16 protein-coding genes are annotated in these 17,487 nt (G+C 65.8%); 2 read left to right on the top strand and 14 right to left on the bottom strand.

The window, feature by feature from the left end; translation table 11 throughout:
- Nucleotides 1–29: 29 nt before the first annotated feature.
- The 13 genes from IB243_RS06010 to IB243_RS05950 all read right to left on the bottom strand — a co-directional run bounded on the left by IB243_RS06010 (nucleotide 30) and on the right by IB243_RS05950 (nucleotide 15,565).
- Nucleotides 30–416 carry a hypothetical protein gene (locus IB243_RS06010; protein WP_192425761.1) on the bottom strand — a complete coding sequence of 129 codons (387 nt, stop codon included), beginning with the start codon at nucleotides 414–416 and terminating at the stop codon, nucleotides 30–32.
- Between the two features lie 11 nt (nucleotides 417–427).
- Nucleotides 428–1,651 (bottom strand): formate dehydrogenase subunit gamma, encoded by a 1,224-nt coding sequence (locus IB243_RS06005; RefSeq protein WP_192425759.1) that lies wholly within the window; start codon nucleotides 1,649–1,651, stop codon nucleotides 428–430.
- Nucleotides 1,652–1,659: 8 nt separating this feature from the next.
- Nucleotides 1,660–1,902, bottom strand: coding sequence for a hypothetical protein (locus IB243_RS06000; protein WP_010463289.1), 243 nt, complete (start codon nucleotides 1,900–1,902; stop codon nucleotides 1,660–1,662).
- Complete coding sequence (gene fdh3B / locus IB243_RS05995) at nucleotides 1,899–2,516, bottom strand: formate dehydrogenase FDH3 subunit beta (protein WP_010463288.1); 618 nt, start codon at nucleotides 2,514–2,516, stop codon at nucleotides 1,899–1,901. Before fdh3B ends, IB243_RS06000 begins: the two co-directional genes overlap by 4 nt.
- A 25-nt stretch (nucleotides 2,517–2,541) precedes the next feature.
- On the bottom strand, nucleotides 2,542–5,517 hold the full coding sequence (locus tag IB243_RS05990; RefSeq protein WP_192425757.1) for a formate dehydrogenase subunit alpha: 2,976 nt from the start codon (nucleotides 5,515–5,517) through the stop codon (nucleotides 2,542–2,544).
- A 14-nt stretch (nucleotides 5,518–5,531) separates the two neighbouring features.
- Nucleotides 5,532–5,741 (bottom strand): formate dehydrogenase, encoded by a 210-nt coding sequence (locus tag IB243_RS05985; RefSeq protein WP_010463284.1) that lies wholly within the window; start codon nucleotides 5,739–5,741, stop codon nucleotides 5,532–5,534.
- A gap of 147 nt (nucleotides 5,742–5,888) precedes the next feature.
- Complete coding sequence (locus IB243_RS05980; protein ID WP_192425755.1) at nucleotides 5,889–6,524, bottom strand: molecular chaperone TorD family protein; 636 nt, start codon at nucleotides 6,522–6,524, stop codon at nucleotides 5,889–5,891.
- Nucleotides 6,521–8,590, bottom strand: a complete 2,070-nt coding sequence (locus IB243_RS05975) for a 4Fe-4S binding protein (RefSeq protein ID WP_192426324.1) — start codon at nucleotides 8,588–8,590, stop codon at nucleotides 6,521–6,523. Before IB243_RS05975 ends, IB243_RS05980 begins: the two co-directional genes overlap by 4 nt.
- Nucleotides 8,550–9,320 (bottom strand): DUF3306 domain-containing protein, encoded by a 771-nt coding sequence (locus IB243_RS05970; RefSeq protein WP_192425753.1) that lies wholly within the window; start codon nucleotides 9,318–9,320, stop codon nucleotides 8,550–8,552. Before IB243_RS05970 ends, IB243_RS05975 begins: the two co-directional genes overlap by 41 nt.
- The gene (locus IB243_RS05965; protein WP_192425751.1) at nucleotides 9,313–9,891 is read right to left on the bottom strand and encodes a DUF3305 domain-containing protein; all 579 of its coding nucleotides are present in this window, start codon (nucleotides 9,889–9,891) and stop codon (nucleotides 9,313–9,315) included. The genes IB243_RS05970 and IB243_RS05965 overlap by 8 nt, the downstream gene beginning before the upstream one ends.
- 82 nt (nucleotides 9,892–9,973) lie before the next feature.
- On the bottom strand, nucleotides 9,974–12,880 hold the full coding sequence (fdhF, locus tag IB243_RS05960) for a formate dehydrogenase subunit alpha (protein WP_192425749.1): 2,907 nt from the start codon (nucleotides 12,878–12,880) through the stop codon (nucleotides 9,974–9,976).
- Nucleotides 12,877–14,775 (bottom strand): NAD(P)H-dependent oxidoreductase subunit E, encoded by a 1,899-nt coding sequence (locus IB243_RS05955; protein ID WP_192425747.1) that lies wholly within the window; start codon nucleotides 14,773–14,775, stop codon nucleotides 12,877–12,879. The genes fdhF and IB243_RS05955 overlap by 4 nt, the downstream gene beginning before the upstream one ends.
- A 181-nt stretch (nucleotides 14,776–14,956) precedes the next feature.
- Entirely contained in the window at nucleotides 14,957–15,565 is a 609-nt protein-coding gene (locus IB243_RS05950; protein WP_225584769.1) for a TetR/AcrR family transcriptional regulator, read from the bottom strand.
- A gap of 68 nt (nucleotides 15,566–15,633) precedes the next feature.
- Between IB243_RS05950 and IB243_RS05945 the strand changes: the two genes are divergently transcribed.
- Nucleotides 15,634–16,032, top strand: coding sequence for a DUF4345 domain-containing protein (locus IB243_RS05945; protein ID WP_192425743.1), 399 nt, complete (start codon nucleotides 15,634–15,636; stop codon nucleotides 16,030–16,032).
- 17 nt (nucleotides 16,033–16,049) lie between these two features.
- Nucleotides 16,050–16,448 carry a hypothetical protein gene (locus tag IB243_RS05940; RefSeq protein WP_010463265.1) on the top strand — a complete coding sequence of 133 codons (399 nt, stop codon included), beginning with the start codon at nucleotides 16,050–16,052 and terminating at the stop codon, nucleotides 16,446–16,448.
- A 66-nt stretch (nucleotides 16,449–16,514) separates the two neighbouring features.
- Here IB243_RS05940 and IB243_RS05935 read toward each other — a convergent pair whose 3' ends face one another.
- Nucleotides 16,515–17,468, bottom strand: a complete 954-nt coding sequence (locus IB243_RS05935; protein WP_192425741.1) for a LysR substrate-binding domain-containing protein — start codon at nucleotides 17,466–17,468, stop codon at nucleotides 16,515–16,517.
- Between the last annotated feature and the right edge of the window lie 19 nt (nucleotides 17,469–17,487).

Below are 17,487 nucleotides of genomic sequence, written 5' to 3'. Positions count from 1 at the left end.
GGCGTTCAGCAGCCAGGCAACGGTGGCCCTCAGGACTTGGGCGCTGACGCGGCTGCGGCAGGCGTCAGCGTGCTGGGCGGGCTACTGGCCGTGCCCGGTGGCGAATGGGCGCCCGCCGCTTCAATGGGCTTGGCCGCAGGCGGCGTGTAGGCGAAAGGGCCGGGGTCGGTGCACGCAGCACCTGCCGCCGTTGCGGGCTTGGCCGCTGGCGTGGTTTTGCGGTAGTGGGCCGCCACGCGGTCCTGCGACAGGCACAGCTTGTAGTTGTCGACCTTGCCCGCCCAGGCGGTTTTTGCGGCGGTCTCTGCGGCCTTGGCAGCCGCTTCTGGTGAAGGCGCAGGCAACTTGGCCGAGGCCAGGGTACAGACGCTGGCCGCGCACAGCGCCAGCAAGGAAGAGCGAGAAAATTGCGTCATGGTGCGAAACCTCATACCTGCGCGGGCTGGCCCGCAGATGGTGTTGCTGCAGCATCGGCTGCCGGTGGGTTGGCGCTGCGCTGGCGAGGAATCTTTCCCGCCTGGACATCGTCGTACCAAAGCTCGTGGTGCTCCTTGGCCCACCCTTCACTCACGTAACCCGTCCTCATGGCCTTGTAGGCACCGCGCATGCCCACCGTGCCCATGTAGATGTGGCCACAGATCAGCGCCATCATCCAGATCGCCAGGGTGGCATGGATCATGTGGGCGATCTGCATGTCGCCGCGCACGTCACCAAAGCCAGGGATGAGCTTGTCGAGCACGAGGCCCGTGGCCACCACAAAGATGCCCGGGATGGTGATGCCCCACCAGAACAGGCCCTTCTCGCCCGCATTGAAGCGGTGGGAGGGAACCTGGTGGTCACCACCCAGCATGCCGCCGCCCTTGGACAGCCACACAAAGTCCGCGCGGTTGGCGATGTTGTCCTTGACGAAGGTGAGGATGATCACCAGCAGGGACACGGCAAACAGCGGGCCCATGAAGTTGTGCACGTTCTTGAGCGCATAGGTAAGCCAGCCAAAGAGCGTGGTCCCCATGATGGGCAGCAGGAAGAACTTGCCAAATGCCATGACGATGCCAGAGAGGGCCAGCGCAATGAACGCAAAGGCATTGGACCAATGCGCCGCACGCTCGAACGGCGTGAAACGTTCGATGCGGCGGGTGCCTGCGCCATCGGGATGTTCGTGCCCCATCGGGCCTTTGATGGAGTAGAAGATGCCCAGCGCCAGCAAGACGATGGCAAACAAGGCCGCACCATATGGAATGATCCAGTGGTTGCGCACCTGGCGCCATGCCTCGCCTGCGTTGGTGAAGCGTGAGCCGGGGTATTGCACGAAAGGCTGGATCAGGTTGCCTGCCTCGGGGGCCTGGCTTTTGGGCAGGCTGCTGTAGCCCGTGACGCCCTGCCCCACCTGGCGCCACATGGGCGCGTTGTTGCCCGGCTGCACCTTGGCGCGCTCGCCATTGGTCTGCTCGGCGTATTTGGGGTCCGCGCTGGCGTCCGGCTTGACCTCAAAGATGTTCTGGCTCTGGATGCCACCGCCACCGGCTGCCGCTGGGGCGACTGGTGCAGCAACTGCAGGCGAGGCGGCATCCGGCGCTGCCGGAGCCTGGGCACCCGCAGGCCCCCAGGCACACCCCGCCGCCAAAGCCAGGGACCACATGATGTGTTTCATGGCGGGCCTCACTTGGACTGGGTGCGGGTGTATTCGTTCTGGCCGTACTGCTGACGCGCCTTGAGCTGCGCTTCCCAACCGGCTTTGTCCCCGGCCTTCCAGCCGGGCTGCATGAAATTGCTGCCCGTGCCCGCATAGGGAGCAGCGTCACCGCGGATGCCCGCACCGGTCTGCGGCTTTTCGCCACAGGCGGTCAGCGCCACCAGAGCCACAGCGGCGGCCAGGGCCGAATGAACAAGACGCTTTGTCATGACTTGCCTCCTGCAGGCTGGCCTGCCTGCTGCGAACCATAGGCCGTCCCCCAGCCCCACACCTCGGCGCCCTTGCCACGCTGCACCACACGGTTGCGGAAGATATCTGCCACCACATCGCCATCACCGGCCAGCAGCGCCTTGGTGGAGCACATCTCTGCGCAGGCGGGCAGCTTGCCCTCGGCCAAACGGTTGCGGCCGTATTTGTCAAACTCAGCCTGGCTGCCATGGGCTTCAGGGCCACCCGCGCAGAAGGTGCATTTGTCCATCTTGCCGCGTACACCGAAGGTGCCTTGCGACGGAAACTGCGGAGCGCCGAACGGGCAGGCGTAGCTGCAGTAGCCGCAACCAATACACACATCCTTGTCGTGAAGCACCACGCCCTCTTCGGTGCGGTAGAAGCAGTTGACGGGGCACACAGCCATGCAGGGCGCGTCGCTGCAGTGCATGCAGGCCACCGAGATGGACTTTTCGCCGGGCACACCGTCGTTGAGCGTGACCACGCGGCGGCGGTTCACGCCCCACGGCACCTCGTGCTCGTTCTTGCAGGCGGTCACGCAGCCATTGCATTCGATGCAGCGCTCTGCGTCGCAGATGAATTTCATTCGTGCCATGGGGATGTCTCCTTGCGCCGCGCGATCAAGCACGTTCCACGTTGCAGATCGTGGTCTTGGTTTCTTGCATCATGGTCACGCTGTCGTAGCCATACGTCGTTGCGGTGTTCACCGCCTCGCCACGCACCACAGGCGCTGCGCCCTTGGGGTAGTAAGCCAGCATGTCCGCACCCTGCCAACGGCCCGAGAAGTGGAACGGCATCCACACCGTATCGGGTGCCACGCGCTCGGTCACCAGCGCCTGCACATTGATGCGGGCACCGGTGGGCGAACTCAGCCACACACGTTCGCCATTGCGGATGCCCCGATCGGCAGCCGTCTTGGGGTTGATCTCGACAAACGATTCCTGCTGCAGTTCGGCCAGCCAGGGGTTGGAGCGGGTTTCCTCGCCACCGCCTTCGTATTCGACCAGACGGCCTGAGCTGAGGATTAGCGGGAATTTTTCGTACGCCTTGTCGGCCACGTTCTTGTCCTGCACGCTCTTGTAGAGCGTGGGCAGACGCCAGAAGGCCTTCTTGTCGTCGTGTGTGGGGTACTTGGCGACCAGGTCGGGCCGGGTGCCATACAGCGGCTCGCGATGCTGGGGAATGGCATCGGGGAAGTTCCACACCACGGCCCGCGCCTTGGCATTGCCAAAGGGGTGACAGCCATGCTTCATGGCCACGCGGATGATCGCGCCCGTGGGGTCGGTTTTCCAGTTCTTGCCTTCGGCCTTGGCCTTGGCCTTCTCCGCATCGCTGAGGTCATCCCACCAGCCGAGCTTCTTGAGCAACACATGGTCAAACTCGGGGTAACCGGTGGTGATTTCAGCGCCGAGCGAGTGCGATCCGTCTTCTGCCAGCAGATTCTGGCCATCCTTCTCCACGCCGAAGTTGGCGCGGAAGTTGCCACCGCCGTCCATCACGTGCTTGGAGGTGTCATACAGGTTGGCCGAGCCGGGGTGTTTGAGCTCAGGCGTGCCGTAGCAGGGCCAGGGCAGGCCAAAATAGTCGCCGGTGAAGTCGTAGCCCGTGTCCTTGTCCTTGCCGCCCTTGGCCTTCAAGGTCTTCACGTCGAACAGGTGCATGTTCTTCATGTGGGCCTTCAGGCGCTCAGGGCTCTGGCCGGTGTAGCCGATGGTCCACACGCTCTTGTTGATCTCGCGCAGGATGTCCTCGGGCACGGGCTCGTCCATGCCCTTGACCTTCTGCATCTTGTAGTTCTTGGAGAGCTCGGCGGCAAAGCCCAGCTTTTCGGCGAACTGGTGCATGATCATGTGATCGGAGCGGCTCTCCCACAGCGGCTCGATCACCTTCTCGCGCCACTGCAGCGACCGGTTGGATGCGGTGCATGAGCCGCTGGTCTCGAACTGCGTGGCCGCGGGCAGCAGGTACACCGCACGGTTGGGATTCAGGTCCTCGGCCTTGCCGGGCATGGCCGCCATGGCGGCGGTGGCCGAAGGATATGGGTCCACCACCACCAGCAGATCAAGCTTGTCCATGGCCCGTTTCATCTCCAGGCCGCGCGTCTGCGAATTGGGCGCGTGCCCCCAGAAGAACACGCCGCGCAGGTTGGAGTCCTGGTCGATGAGTTCGTTGTTCTCCATCACGCCGTCGATCCAGCGCGACACGGTGATGCCGCTCTTGGTCATCATCGCGGGCGATGCGTATTGTTTTTTGATCCACTCGAAGTCCACACCCCACACCGCCGCGAAGTGCTTCCACGAGCCCTCGGCCAGGCCGTAGTAGCCGGGCAGCGAGTCAGGATTGGGGCCCACGTCGGTGGCGCCTTGCACGTTGTCGTGTCCACGGAAGATGTTGGTGCCGCCCCCCGTCTTGCCCACGTTGCCCAGGGCCAGCTGCAAGATACACGAGGCACGCACCATGGCATTGCCAATGGTGTGCTGCGTCTGGCCCATGCACCACACGATGGTGCCGGGGTTGTTGTCGTGCAGCATCTTGGCGACCTTGAACATCTGGTCTTCCTTGACGCCACAGGCTTCTTCCACCTTGTCGGGCGACCACTTGGCCAGCACATCCTCGCGCACCTTGTCCATGCCATAGACGCGGTCGTTGATGTACTTCTTGTCTTCCCAGCCGTTCTTGAAGATGTGATACAGCAGGCCGAACAGGAAAGGAATGTCGGTGCCCGAACGAATGCGCACATACTCGTCGGCCTTGGCGGCCGTACGGGTGAAGCGCGGGTCCACCACGATCATCTTGCAGCCGGTTTCCTTGGCATGCAGCATGTGCAACATGCTCACGGGGTGGGCCTCGGCCGCGTTGGAGCCAATGTACAAAGCGACCTTGCTGTTCTGCATGTCGTTGTACGAATTGGTCATGGCGCCGTAGCCCCATGTGTTGGCCACACCCGCCACCGTGGTCGAGTGGCAGATGCGCGCCTGGTGGTCGCAGTTGTTGGTGCCCCAGAAACTCACGAACTTGCGCAGCAGATAAGCCTGCTCGTTGTTGTGCTTGGACGAGCCCACAAAGTACACACTGTCCGGACCACTGGCCTTGCGCAGCTCCTGCATCTTGGCGGTGATCTCGTTCAGCGCCGTGTCCCAGCTGATGCGCTCGTACTTTCCGTTGACGAGCTTCATGGGATAGCGCAGGCGGTACTCGCCGTGGCCGTGTTCACGCAGCGCCGCGCCCTTGGCGCAGTGTGCACCCAGGTTGATGGGCGAATCGAACACAGGCTCTTGCCGCACCCACACGCCGTTCTCGACCACTGCGTCCACCGCGCAGCCCACCGAGCAGTGGGTGCAGATGGTGCGGCGCACTTCGATCTTGCTGTCGCCGATGCCAACCTTGGCGCCTTCGGCAGCATTGGATTTCTTGACCAGTGTCAGCTGCGATGCGGCAATACCCACGCCCACACCCAGACCGGAACGGCGCAGGAACGAGCGCCGGTCCATGGTGGGCAAGGCCTGCGAAAGGCCACGGCGCAGGCTATGAACAAAGGGAGAGGCAGACGACGATGCGACCTGCGCAGCGTGTGAGGACTTCTTGGTGAGCAACATGGAGCGCCCCGCTGTCAGAGTTGGGTGGTTTTGTAGTACTGCTTCACGTGGGCAGACAGGTGATAACCACCGCCCTTTTCAGGTGCCACACGAGCAGGCTCTGACACCGTGGCATCGGAGGGAATCACCTGAGGGAGAGCCACAACGGCTGCTGCTGCAGCCCCTACAGTGGCGGCGCCGGAAAAGAAACTCCGGCGTGAGGAATTGGGCTGGCGGTTCTGCATGCTTGTCTCCAGAATGGCTGGCAGCTATGAAACGGAATTCATACAGTCTATGTCAGTGTGTAAAACCCTGCAATCGAGCTTTACACCTCCCACTAACGCACTCATCTTTTATAGCAACCCAGGCAGGTTTTTCCGGCCTCCCGGAGGCTAGTCGAGCATGTCAAAGCCCTGGGTTTCTACCGATACAAAGGCCCGCGTGAACTGGGCCAGCGCGGCATAAAACTGCGCCTGCGGATGGGCAGCGAGGGCATCACACAGCAGCAGCACCCAGGGCTGCAGCTGCGTTGCAAAAAAGTCGCGCTGCGCCGTCAGGTTGCAGACAGCGACGTCATCCCCGGCAATCAGGTAACGCATCACTTCGCACAAGTAGGCGATGTGGTCCTCGGTTTCGGACATCGACTCGTCGCGTGCCAATCCCAGCCGATCCAGGTCGGTGCGAAGACGGGCCAATGGCTTCTCATTGAGAAAGCCGCTCAGGTAATGCGAGCCGTACAAAAACACCTCGGGCTTGCCCACCCCGCCAAAGAGGCGGTCGAACTCTTGCGCCATCGCGCTGTCGCTCAGTTCGCGGGCCGCACCCACCAGCACTTGCCAGGGCTCCTGCAAAAAGGCGCCATCGGCGGGCGCCTTGGTCACGGCCACACGCAGAGCCGACAACAGCTCGGTGCTGGGCGCGGCGTAATACAGCTGCGACAGCAGGCCATACAGTTCGGCCCGAGCGGTTTCCTCGTCCAGCGCGGAGCTGCCGCCAGCGGATGTCAAAGAAGCAGGTTGGGCGCTCACAGGTCCGTCACTTTCGTTTCGCTTTGGGAGGAATACAGGTCGATCACGCGGCAGTCGCTGCACATCTTGAGCCGTTCCAGTGCCTCGCCCTGGAACATGGCATGGCCCGACAGCTTGCCCAGCATGGCCTCGATGGCTTTGACGGTGCCAAAGGGCTTGCTGCAGCGCACGCAGGCCCAGGGCTTGGCCTCGTTGAGCACACGCAATTGAGTGCGCTCCGGCGCCAACAGCAAACGGGGTTGCAGGGTGATCGCGTCTTCCGGACAGGTGACGGCACACAGGCCACACTGCACGCAATTCTTCTCGATGAAGCGCAGCTGCGGCAGTTGCGGGTTGTCCTGCAGCGCGCTGGCGGGGCAAGCGCTCACGCAGCTCAGGCACAGGGTGCAGCGGTCCTTGTTGACCTCAATGGTGCCCAGTGGCGATCCCACAGCGGGCAAGGCAATGGCCTCGGGCCGCTCGGCCACGGGCATCGGGGCCTGTTCGATCAGGTGGTCGAGCGCCATCTCCAGCGTGCTGCGCTTTTCTTGCGCCACGGCAAAACGTGCGGCCACGGCGGGAGTCTTCTGGCGCGTCTGGCCCAGGGCCTGCAATCCAGCATCCAGCTCGGTGGGGTGGGTGGCGCGCAGCAGTTGCACATGCGTGCCGGTGTAGCCCAGGCCGCGCAAGAGACTCTGGGCCACATCCATCTGCGCCTGCAGGCCATCGAGGTACTGCGGTGCTTCTTCCTGTGTCGTCAGCACCACCACCTGCGAGGCGCCGTAAGCGATGGCGCTGAGCCACAGGTCCACCCCGGTGCTGGCCGTGTGCCACAGCGCCACCGGGATCACATGGGCAGGCACGCCGTGCGCCAGCTTGAGCTGCGCGGCGCGGCCCAGCTCTTCCACCAGTGCCTGGCCACGCTCCTGGCTGTGCAGCAACAGCACGGCATCCTTGCCGCCTGCGGCCGCGTAGGTGGACAACAAGGTCTTGAGCTTGGTGCCCTGCTCTGTCGCACTGGGGTAGGCATAGGTCAGCGCGCCCGTGGGGCACACGGTGGTGCAGGCGCCGCAGCCCACGCACAGGTTGGGGTTCACCTTGATTTGCTGGCGGCTCTTGTCGCTGGCAATGGCCTCGGCCGAACAGATGTCCACGCAGGCGTTGCAGCCCACGGTTTCGTTGCGGCTGTGGGCGCAGAGTTTTTGTTTGTAGACAAAAAACTTGGGTTTCTCGAACTCGCCCACCAGCTCGCGCAACTTGAGCAGCGTGCCCAGGTCCCGCCCGTCCCAGCGCAGGTAGCCCTGCGGCAGCGCGTGCTGCAAGAAAGTAGGCGTAGCAGTCGGGGAGCGCAGGTCCAGCACCAGGTCGAAGCGCTCGGTCTGTGCGATGGCGTCGCGGGTGAAGTCGATGGCACCGGCCACCTGGCAGACCTTCACGCAGGCGCGGTGCGACTGACAGGCAGCCATGTCGATCTGGTAATCCAGGCCAATGGCGTTCTCAGGGCAGGCGGCCACGCAGGCGTTGCAGCGCGTGCACAGGTCCAGATCAATCGGGTTGTCGGCCTTCCACTGCAGCTCGAACACGCCCAGCCAGCCCGTGAGGCCCGTGATGCGCCCGCCCAGCACCGGGAACCGCCGCGCCTGCGCGCCACCGGCATTGCCAGGGCCTTGGGTGAACAGGGTTACATCCAGCACGTCCGACACCAGGGCGGCCACCTGCTCGGCCTGGTCGAGCGGTCCGATGATGAGCAAGCGGCCCGTGCTCTTGTAGGTGACCGTGGGTACGGGCGGAGGGTCGGGCAGCCGGGCGGCCGCCAGCAACGCGGCGATCTTGGGGCTGGCCTGGGCGGCATCGCGGCTCCAGCCGCCGGTTTCGCGGATGTTCACAAACCGGATGGGAGATACCGCGCCTTCGGTCTGCTGGCCCAGGTCGCCAAACAGGCGTTGCTCTTGTGTGCAGGCCACCACCACATCGTCACCGGACTGGATGGCCTTCTGGAAGGCGCCCGCCTCGCGCCGGCACAGGGTGGAGTGGAGGGTCAGGTCTTCATGCAGCGCCGCGCCCAACGCCTTGGCGTTGAGGGGCATCGTCTGGTTGCAGTCGCAGATGAGCGTCGTGGTCATGTTCAGAGTGGCTGGCTGGGATGGCCACCGCAACCTCATCGGGCGGGATGGCCACCTCACGCTCGCTGGAGGGGTCGCTAGGAATAGCGTTGCATACCCCGGACTGTGCCACGTCTGCGGGGGCTTGCCCCTCCGCATCATCCCGAGGCTGAGCACGGGCAGGGGCTATTGGGCCGGACCCCATGTCGGCACCTGCTTCCACAGCAGTGCCATCGACTGGCACATCGGGCAATGCTTCGGCCTCGGCCTTCTTTTCATGGTCAAAGAAGCCCATTGCGTGGGCGCTGGCCATCTTGCGCAGCATGCCCTCGGGCAGCGGGTCAGGCTGGGTGTAGTCGCCGATGTAGATATCCAGCCCATCCATCACATTGAAGTGTGGGTCGGCAAACAGCTTTTTCATGGCCAGGTTGCGCACCTCGGGCGACACATCGCGGGCCACAAAGGCCTTGAAATCAGACGCGGGCGTGAGCGCCTGGGCATCGGCCAGCGTGGGGGATGGCGGAGCCTCGGCGACGGGCGCGGCGCCTTCTGCCGCCGTGTCGGATGCACCGGACACCACGGCGGACGTAGGGGCCAGTGACGACGAAGCAACAGGTGGGGGCAACGGCGCCGGTAGTGGCGGCTCTTCCACCGGCTTGCCTTCACGCACCTCCTGCTTGCGGCGCGACCAGCGGCCCAGGAACCCGTCAGCCATGGCTCCCTCCTCCGGCATTGCCACCGCCGCTCCCCCCACCACCACGCTGCTTTTCGGTGGAGACGGATGCGGGGTTGCCAAACCGGTCCTGCAGCGTGCGGAAACTGTCGGGGCGCTTGCGGCGCTTGGGCTCGGGCTGGTAGTGCTCGGCCACAAAGGCGCGCAAGGTCTCCACCACCTCAGGCGCCGCAGGCACCTGTTCCACGGTTTCCTGCGCGTCCAGCCAGCGGCCCGCGTCGTGGTAGCTCAGGCTCACGGCCACAGGGCGTGCCAGCGGGATCTCACCCGCGCCGGGGTCTTCGTCGCGGCGCCACAGCACAAACCAGCAGGGGGCGGGCGAGGTGAGATTGAGGTGGTAACCCTCGGCGTCATCACGGTACAGCTCTGCCCGGAACCCCGGGAACAGCCAGCGCTGCTCGCGCTCGTCCCGGATGATCTGGCGCGGCTCGGTGCCAAAGGCGGGCTCGTTGATCACCACCTCGGCCAGCGACCACCTCCAGGGCTGCCAGCGGTTGTCGATGTGCTCGCAGCGCATGATCACGGCAACGTCGGTGTAGGGGCGCTCAGTCATGGGCGCAGACTGTACCCCTGTGCGGCCCCCGCAGACAGCAATGCCCGCAAAGCCCCGCAGCCAGCGTGCAGATCACGCAGCGTCAGGCGACCTCGCTGACCGTGCCCTGCAACACCTCCACCGCCACCGCGCAGTACTTGAACTCGGGGATCTTGCCGAACGGGTCCAGCGCCGCGTTGGTGAGCAGGTTGGCGGCTGCCTCCACGTACGCAAACGGCATGAACACAGTGCCGTGCGGCGTGCCGTCGTCGCGCCGCACGCGCACCTGCACCATGCCGCGCCGCGAGCGGATGCCCACCAGCGCCCCGGGCGCCACGCCCAGCCGCGCCAGTTCGTCGCCATGCAGCGACGCGGTGGCCATGGGCTCGATGGCGTCCAGCACGGTGCTGCGCCGCGTCATGCTGCCAGTGTGCCAGTGCTCCAGCTGGCGGCCGGTGATGAGCACCAGGGGGTAGTCGGCATCGGGCTTTTCAGCCGCCGGGATCACGCTGGCGGGCACCAGCTGCAGGCGGCCCGTGGGCGTGGGGAATTTCTCGGTGAAGACGATGGGCTGGCCCGGGTCGTCAGGCGTGAGGCAGGGGTAGGTCACGCTGGAGTCGCGCGCAAGGCGCCCCCAGGTGATGCCCTCGATGCTGGCGTGCATGGCCTGGCGCATTTCGTCGTACACAGCGGCCACGCCGGACTCTTCGCCTTCGTAGTTCCAGCCAAGCCCCATGCGCGCGGCGATCTGCTGGATGATCCACAGGTCGGGCTGCGCGCCGCCCGGCGGGTTCAGGGCGCGGCGGCCCATCTGCACCATGCGGTCGGTGTTGCTGGCGGTACCGGTCTTTTCGGGCCAGGCGCTGGCGGGCAGCACCACATCGGCCAGCCAGGCGGTCTCGGTCAGGAAGATGTCCTGAACCACCAGGTGCGACAGGCTGGCCAGCGCGTGGCGCGCGTGGTTCAGGTCGGGGTCGCTCATGGCGGGGTTCTCGCCCATGATGTACATGCCGCGCACCTTGTGCGGGTCGCTGTCAGGCGCCAGGGCCTTGTGCATGATCTCGACCACGGTGTAGCCGGGGGTCTCGTCCAGCGGGGTGCCCCAAAACTGTTCAAACCACGCATGCGCCCCGGCGTTGTCCACACGCTGGTAGTTGGGGAACATCATGGGGATCAGCCCCGCGTCGCTCGCGCCCTGCACGTTGTTCTGGCCACGCAGCGGGTGCAGGCCGGAGCCGGGCTTGCCGATCTGGCCGGTGACGGCGCACAGCGCGATCAGGCAGCGTGCGTTGTCGGTGCCATGCACGTGCTGGCTCACACCCATGCCCCACAAAATCATCGAGGCTTTGCTTTTTGCGAACGCCCGCGCTACCTCGCGCAGCGTCTCTGCCGGGATGCCGCACACCGGCGCCATGGCCTCGGGGCTGCAGCCCATCACGTTGGCCTTCAAGGCCTCGAAGTTGTTGGCGCGGTCGCGGATGAAGGCCTCATCCACCAGTCCTTCGTCGATCACCGTGTGGATCAGCGCGTTGAGCATGGCCACGTCGGTGTCGGCCTTGAACTGCAGCGTGCGCCAGGCATGGCGGCCGATGTCGGTGATGCGCGGGTCGGCCAGCACGATCTTCGCGCCGCGCTGTGCGGCGTTTTTCATCCAGGTGGCGGCCACGGGGTGGTTGGCCGTGGGGTTGGAGCCGATCACGAAGATCAGTTCTGCATGCTCCACGTCGTGCACCGGGTTGCTCACCGCGCCAGAGCCCACGCCTTCGAGCAGCGCGGCCACGCTGGAGGCATGGCACAGCCGCGTGCAGTGGTCCACGTTGTTGCTGCCAAAGCCGGTGCGCACCAGCTTCTGGAACAGGTAGGCCTCTTCGTTGCTGCCCTTGGCCGAGCCGAAGCCCGCCAGCGCCTTGGGGCCGTGCGTGTCGCGCAGCGACCTGAGCGTGCCGGCGGCCAGGCCCAGCGCTTCATCCCAGGTCGCTTCGCGGAAAGTGTCGCGCCAGTCCGCGCCGTAGGGCCGCACCTCCTTGAGCACACCGCTCTTGCGGATCAGCGGCACCGTCAGGCGGTCGGGGTGGTGGGCGTAGTCGAAGCCAAAGCGCCCTTTCACGCACAGGCGGCCATGGTTGGCCGGGCCGTCGCGGCCCTCGACGCTGATGATTTTTTCATCGCGCACGTTGTAGGTGATGAGGCAGCCCACGCCGCAGAACGGGCAGACCGAATCGACCTTGCGGTCCACCGCCTGCGGGCCGATGTGCGTCTTGGGGCTGAGCGCGCCCGTGGGGCAGGCCTGCACGCATTCGCCGCAGGCCACGCAGGTGCTCTCGGCCATGGGGTCGTCGAGGTCGAACACGATCTTGCTCTGCGCGCCGCGCAGCGCGTAGCCGATCACGTCGTTGACCTGTTCTTCGCGGCAGGCGCGCACGCAGCGGTTGCACTGGATGCAGGCGTCCAGGTTCACCGCCATGGCGGGGTGGCTCAGGTCGGGCGCGGGCTGCTCGCGGCGCAGGGCGTGGAGGGCCGGGCGCACCGAGACGCCCAGGCGGCCGGCCCAGGCGCTCAACTCGCCATGCTGGCCCACTGGGGCATCATTTTTTGAATCAAAATTGCCGCTATCGCTGGATGGACGTGCGCTAACAGCTATCAAATCAGGAGTGCACGTCTTTTCGTCGTTCCACCGGTATCCGACATCGGGCATGTCGGACAGCAGCATCTCCACCACCATCTGCTGGCTCTTGCGGGCGCGCGGGCTGGTGGCCTGCACCTTCATGCCGGGCGTGGGTGCGCGGCAGCAGCTGGGGGCCAGCGTGCGCTCGCCCGCGATCTCGACCACGCAGGCGCGGCAGTTGCCGTCGGGGCGCAGTCCGTCGGTGTAGCACAGGTGCGGGATCTCCACGCCATGGCGCTGCGCGGCTTTGAGGATGGTCTCGCCAGCGTGGGCGGTGACGGGCTGGCCGTCGAGCTCGAAGGCCACGCCGGGCTCGGCCGCGGTGGAGGTCAACACCGCGCTCATGGTCGCACCCCCGGGGGCAGTTGCTCGGCGAGCGGGCTGCTGCGCGGCCTGGGCAAGTCGCCCGGCCAGGGTGCCTCGCCCACCTCGTGCGCAAAATATTTGTGGATGCAGCGGATGGGGTTGGGCGCAGCCTGGCCCAGCCCGCAGATGGACGCATCGCCCATCACCTGGGCCAGGTCGCCCAGCAGCTCTTCGTCCCACTGCGGGGCGCGCATCAACGCCGCAGCCTTGGCCGTGCCTACCCGGCAGGGCGTGCACTGGCCGCAGCTTTCGTGCTCGAAGAACCGCATCACGTTCAGCGCCGCATCGCGCGCCCGGTCGTGCTGGCTGAGCACAATGACGGCGGCCGAGCCGATGAAGCAGCCGTAGGGCTGCAGCGTGTCGAAGTCGAGCGGAATGTGGTTCAGGCAGGCGGGCAGGATGCCGCCCGACGCGCCGCCGGGCAGGTAGGCGTAGAGCTGGTGGCCATCGGCCATGCCGCCGCAGTATTCGTCGATGAGTTCCTGCACCGTGATGCCCGCAGGCGCGAGCTTGACGCCCGGCTGCCGGACGCGCCCGCTGACGCTGAAACTGCGCAGCCCCTTGCGCCCGTGGCGGCCGAAGCTGGCAAACCACTCGGGCCCGCGCTCGACGATGTCGCGCACCCAGTACAGCGTCTCGAAGTTGTGCTCCAGCGTGGGCCGGCCGAACAGTCCCACCTGCGCGATGTAGGGCGGGCGCATGCGGGGCTCGCCGCGTTTGCCTTCGATGCTCTCGATCATGGCGGACTCTTCGCCGCAGATGTACGCGCCCGCGCCGCGCCGCAGCTCGATGTGGGGCAGCGGGCACGGCGGCTGGGCGTGCAGGTCATCGAGCGCCGCTTGCAGCAGCGCGCGGCAGCCGTGGTACTCGTCGCGCAGGTAGATGTAGACCGCCTCGGTGCCCACCACCTGCGCGGCGATGAGCACGCCTTCCAGAAAGCGGTGCGGGTCGCGTTCGAGGTAGGTGCGGTCCTTGAAGGTGCCGGGCTCGCCCTCGTCGATGTTCACTGCCATCAGGCGCGGAGCGGGTTGATCCCGAACGATCCTCCACTTGCGCCCGGCCGGAAACCCCGCCCCGCCCAGGCCGCGCAGGCCCGAGTTTTCCATGGCTACGAGCACGGCTTCAGCATCCATCTCGCCATTGACCAGCGCGGCCGCCGTCTGATAACCACCATGGGCGCGATAGACGGCGAGGTCGGTGTGGGCGGGGCTGGCCCCGTCCGGCTGCGCAGGCACACTGTTCTCGGCCAGCGCTGCAATATCAAAATTAATAGCTACTTGCGCTTGTGGATGAAGCGCCAGAGCCCGATTTGGCTTTGAATTGAGCGTTTCCAGCACGGCGTCCACCGTGGCGTGTGGCACCGGGCACTGGTGCACCACGGCCACGGGCGCCTGCTCGCAACGGCCCACGCAGGGTACGGCCACCACCTGCACATCGGCCTGCCCTGCAGCGCGCAGGCGTTCGGTCAGCGCCGCCAACAGTTCGCTGGCACCGGCCAAGCTACAGCTCAGGCTCTCGCACACGCGCAGCACCAGGCGCGGGGCCACTGCTTCGTCGCCGCGCACGATCTCAAAGTGGTGGTAGAAGCTGGCCACCTCGTACACCTCGGCCATGGGCAGATTCATCTGCTTGGCCAGCGCCACCAAATGCCGGTCGTGCAGCACGCCAAAGTGGTCGTTCAGGCGGTGCAGAAATTCAATCAGCAGGTCGCGCCGAAAGCCTTCGGCCGGGCGCAGACCCAGCAGTTGCGCCACTTCGGCCATCGCAGCGTCTTCGGGCTGGCGGCCCTTGAGGCGGCTTTTTCGGCGGATGCGATCGCGCATGTCGTTGACCGACACAGCGGCCACGGTGGGGGCTTCGGGGGCAAGGTGCATGGAGCGAAATCGTGGAATGTCTTGTTGTGGTTATGAAGCCGCCTGCATAAGGCCGCCTGGCGAGCGCAGTGTCGGCGAGCCCCCTTGGCGCGTCAAATTGCCGATGCACATGGGTCGATCACAAAAACAAATGGGCTGCACACCGTGGTTTTGCGCGGCATCAGCGGCAAGGGTCAGCCTGTCAGCGACCCACCTTGCCCGTCGGCAGACCCACCAGCAACCGGCTCGCCAGCATGGCCGCCAGGTCTTGCGTAGAGGGCATGGACACGGGCGCAGCCGACAAGGCGCCGTCAATCGCAAGGCTGGCCAGGCCGTGGGCAAGGCTCCATCCCGCCAGCGCCAGTTCGTCCGCCCCCTCGGCCACATGGGCATGGGCGGCCTGCCGCAGTACCTGAAAAGACCCGTCCGCCGCCGCCTGAAACGCCGGGTGGTCGGCCTTGCGCTGCAGCAGCGGGCTGAACATGAGCCGGAACGCGGCGGGGCGCGCGAGCGCAAAGGCCACGTACGCGGTGCAATGCCCCACCAGCGTGGTGGCAGTGTCTGTGCCATGGTGCGCTGCCTCCATGTCGGCCGCCAGGTCTTGAAAACCCCGCGTGGCCACTGCGGCGAGCAAGGCATCCAGATTGGCGAAGTGGTGGTAAGGCGCCGCATGCGATACGCCCGCTGCCTTGGCCACCGAGCGCAGGCTGAGCGTGGTCCCGGACGCCAGCAAGCCCTCGGCGGCCGCCACCAGGGCGCTGCGCAGATCGCCGTGGTGGTAGGTGGCGCGGGGGAGTTCAGGATCGGTCATGGCGACAATCTTGACACAGTCAAGATACATCTCGACAATGCGTCAATCCTGACACCGTAAAGATTACCATGACCCGACGCCTGCTCCAAGCCACCACCGCTGTGATGGCGTTGATCCCGGTCGCCACCGGCGTGCTGACGATGATGGGCATCGACGACCCGATCTACCACACGAGCGGCCTGCCGCGTGATGCCCTGCTCGACGGCAACCTGCGCTTTTTTGGCGGCGTATGGCTGGCGCTGGGCCTGGCGATGTGGTCGCTGGTGCCACGCATCGAGCACGAAGGCCGGTTGTTTGCCGTGCTGTGGGGCGCGGTGTTTCTGGGCGGCGTGGGGCGGGCGCTGTCGATGGCCTTCGTCGGACTTCCGCCCGCGCCTTTCATCGGCTTCACGGTGCTGGAACTGGTAGGCGCCCCCGCCTTCATCGCCTGGCAGCGCCACGTGGCTGCGCAATCGGCCGTTCAATGACACCCAAAGGAAATCCTGTGCGAAAGCTCAACTACTGGTACTTGGCCGCAGCAACGCTGTGCTTGTTCATGATGGGGATGCAAATCTTCGTGGGCAGCCCGCAACTGAATGCGCCGGTTCAAGAAAGCTCGTTGCCGCCGGGCATTCGGGCGGTTGCAGAGGTGGCCTGGCATTCGGTGACCACCGCCTATGGGCTCATGGTGGTGGCGCTCATTTACCTGTTCATCCAGCCGAACAATGGCGCGCTCGCCAAATACATCGTTGCGCAACTGGTGGCCTTGTCCGCGCTGTTTCTGATTTACAGCGTCACCCGCTTTGGCAACGTCACCAGCCTGTACCTATGGCCTTTTTTCCTGGTCATCGCGGCGACGGTGGGCATGGGTGTGCGCAGCGTGCCTTCATTCAACGAGCCCTGACTGTGGCGGTCCGCTGAACCGGCGGCTGAAATTACTTTGGCCTGCGGGGGCGCTTTGCCTATCGCCCTATCGCTGGGAAGCCGTCAGCAACCCACTGTGCGCTGTGGCGTGCTGCAGCCAGTCCTTGTCCTGCGCCAGGGCCAGCGCCGCATCCAGCGCCCGCGTGGGCTGCACCTGGCGGTGCGACATGAAACCGATGGGCGTGGTAAGCACTGGCCCGACAAGCGGCAAGGCCTCCAGCCCATCGTGGCCGCGCACGGCATCCACCAACGCGCCGGGCAACACGCTGCACAGCTTGCCCGCCACCACGGAGAGGGCCAGGGTCAGCACCGAATCGGTCTCCATGGCCGGCAACACCGTGGCGCCCGCACTGCGAAAAGCGCCGTCGACCAGGCTGCGGTTGTGCATCTCGGGCGTGAGCAGGCACAGCGGCTGGGCGGCCGCCTCGGCCCAACCGATGGGCTGGCCGATCTGCAGGCCGCGGCCTTGGAGGCTGTCGGCCCGGCGCAGCAGAAAGTAGTGCTCCACGTACTGCGGCCAAGCCCGCAGCTGGCCGCCGCGTGCCGGCATGCGCTCGGTGTAGCCCAGCGCAAGGTCGAGCGAAATGCTCTCCAGCCCCGCTTCGATGGCCTGCGAACTCATCGACAGCGCCACCGGCACGATGCCCGGGTGCCGCGCCTGCAACTGCGCCGCAAACCGCGCCAGGATGGGCATGGCCGTGGGCACAGCACCCAGGCGCAGCGTGCCGCGTGGGTGGGCGGCGTCGCTGGAGAGGTCCTGCTGCAGCACCTGGTGCTCATGCAGCATGCGCTGGGCCGAGGCCAGCACCCGCTCGCCCTCGGGCGTGAAGCCCTCAAAGCTGCGGCCCCGGCGCACCACCACCACGCCAAACTCCTTCTCCAGCGCGCGCAGCGCGTTGGACAGCGCAGGCTGCGTGATGTGGCAGGCCTGCGCCGCCCGGCCAAAGTGCCGGTGCTCGTGCAGCGCCACCAGGTAGCGCAGGGACGCGAGCAGATTCATGGCGCAGTGCGGCAGGTCA

Origin of the sequence: Acidovorax sp. ACV01 (assembly GCF_014851495.1) — a bacterium.
Taxonomy (GTDB): domain Bacteria; phylum Pseudomonadota; class Gammaproteobacteria; order Burkholderiales; family Burkholderiaceae_C; genus Acidovorax; species Acidovorax radicis.
Note: the sequence above shows the minus strand (reverse complement) of the source record. Positions and strands in the feature narration are given on the sequence as shown.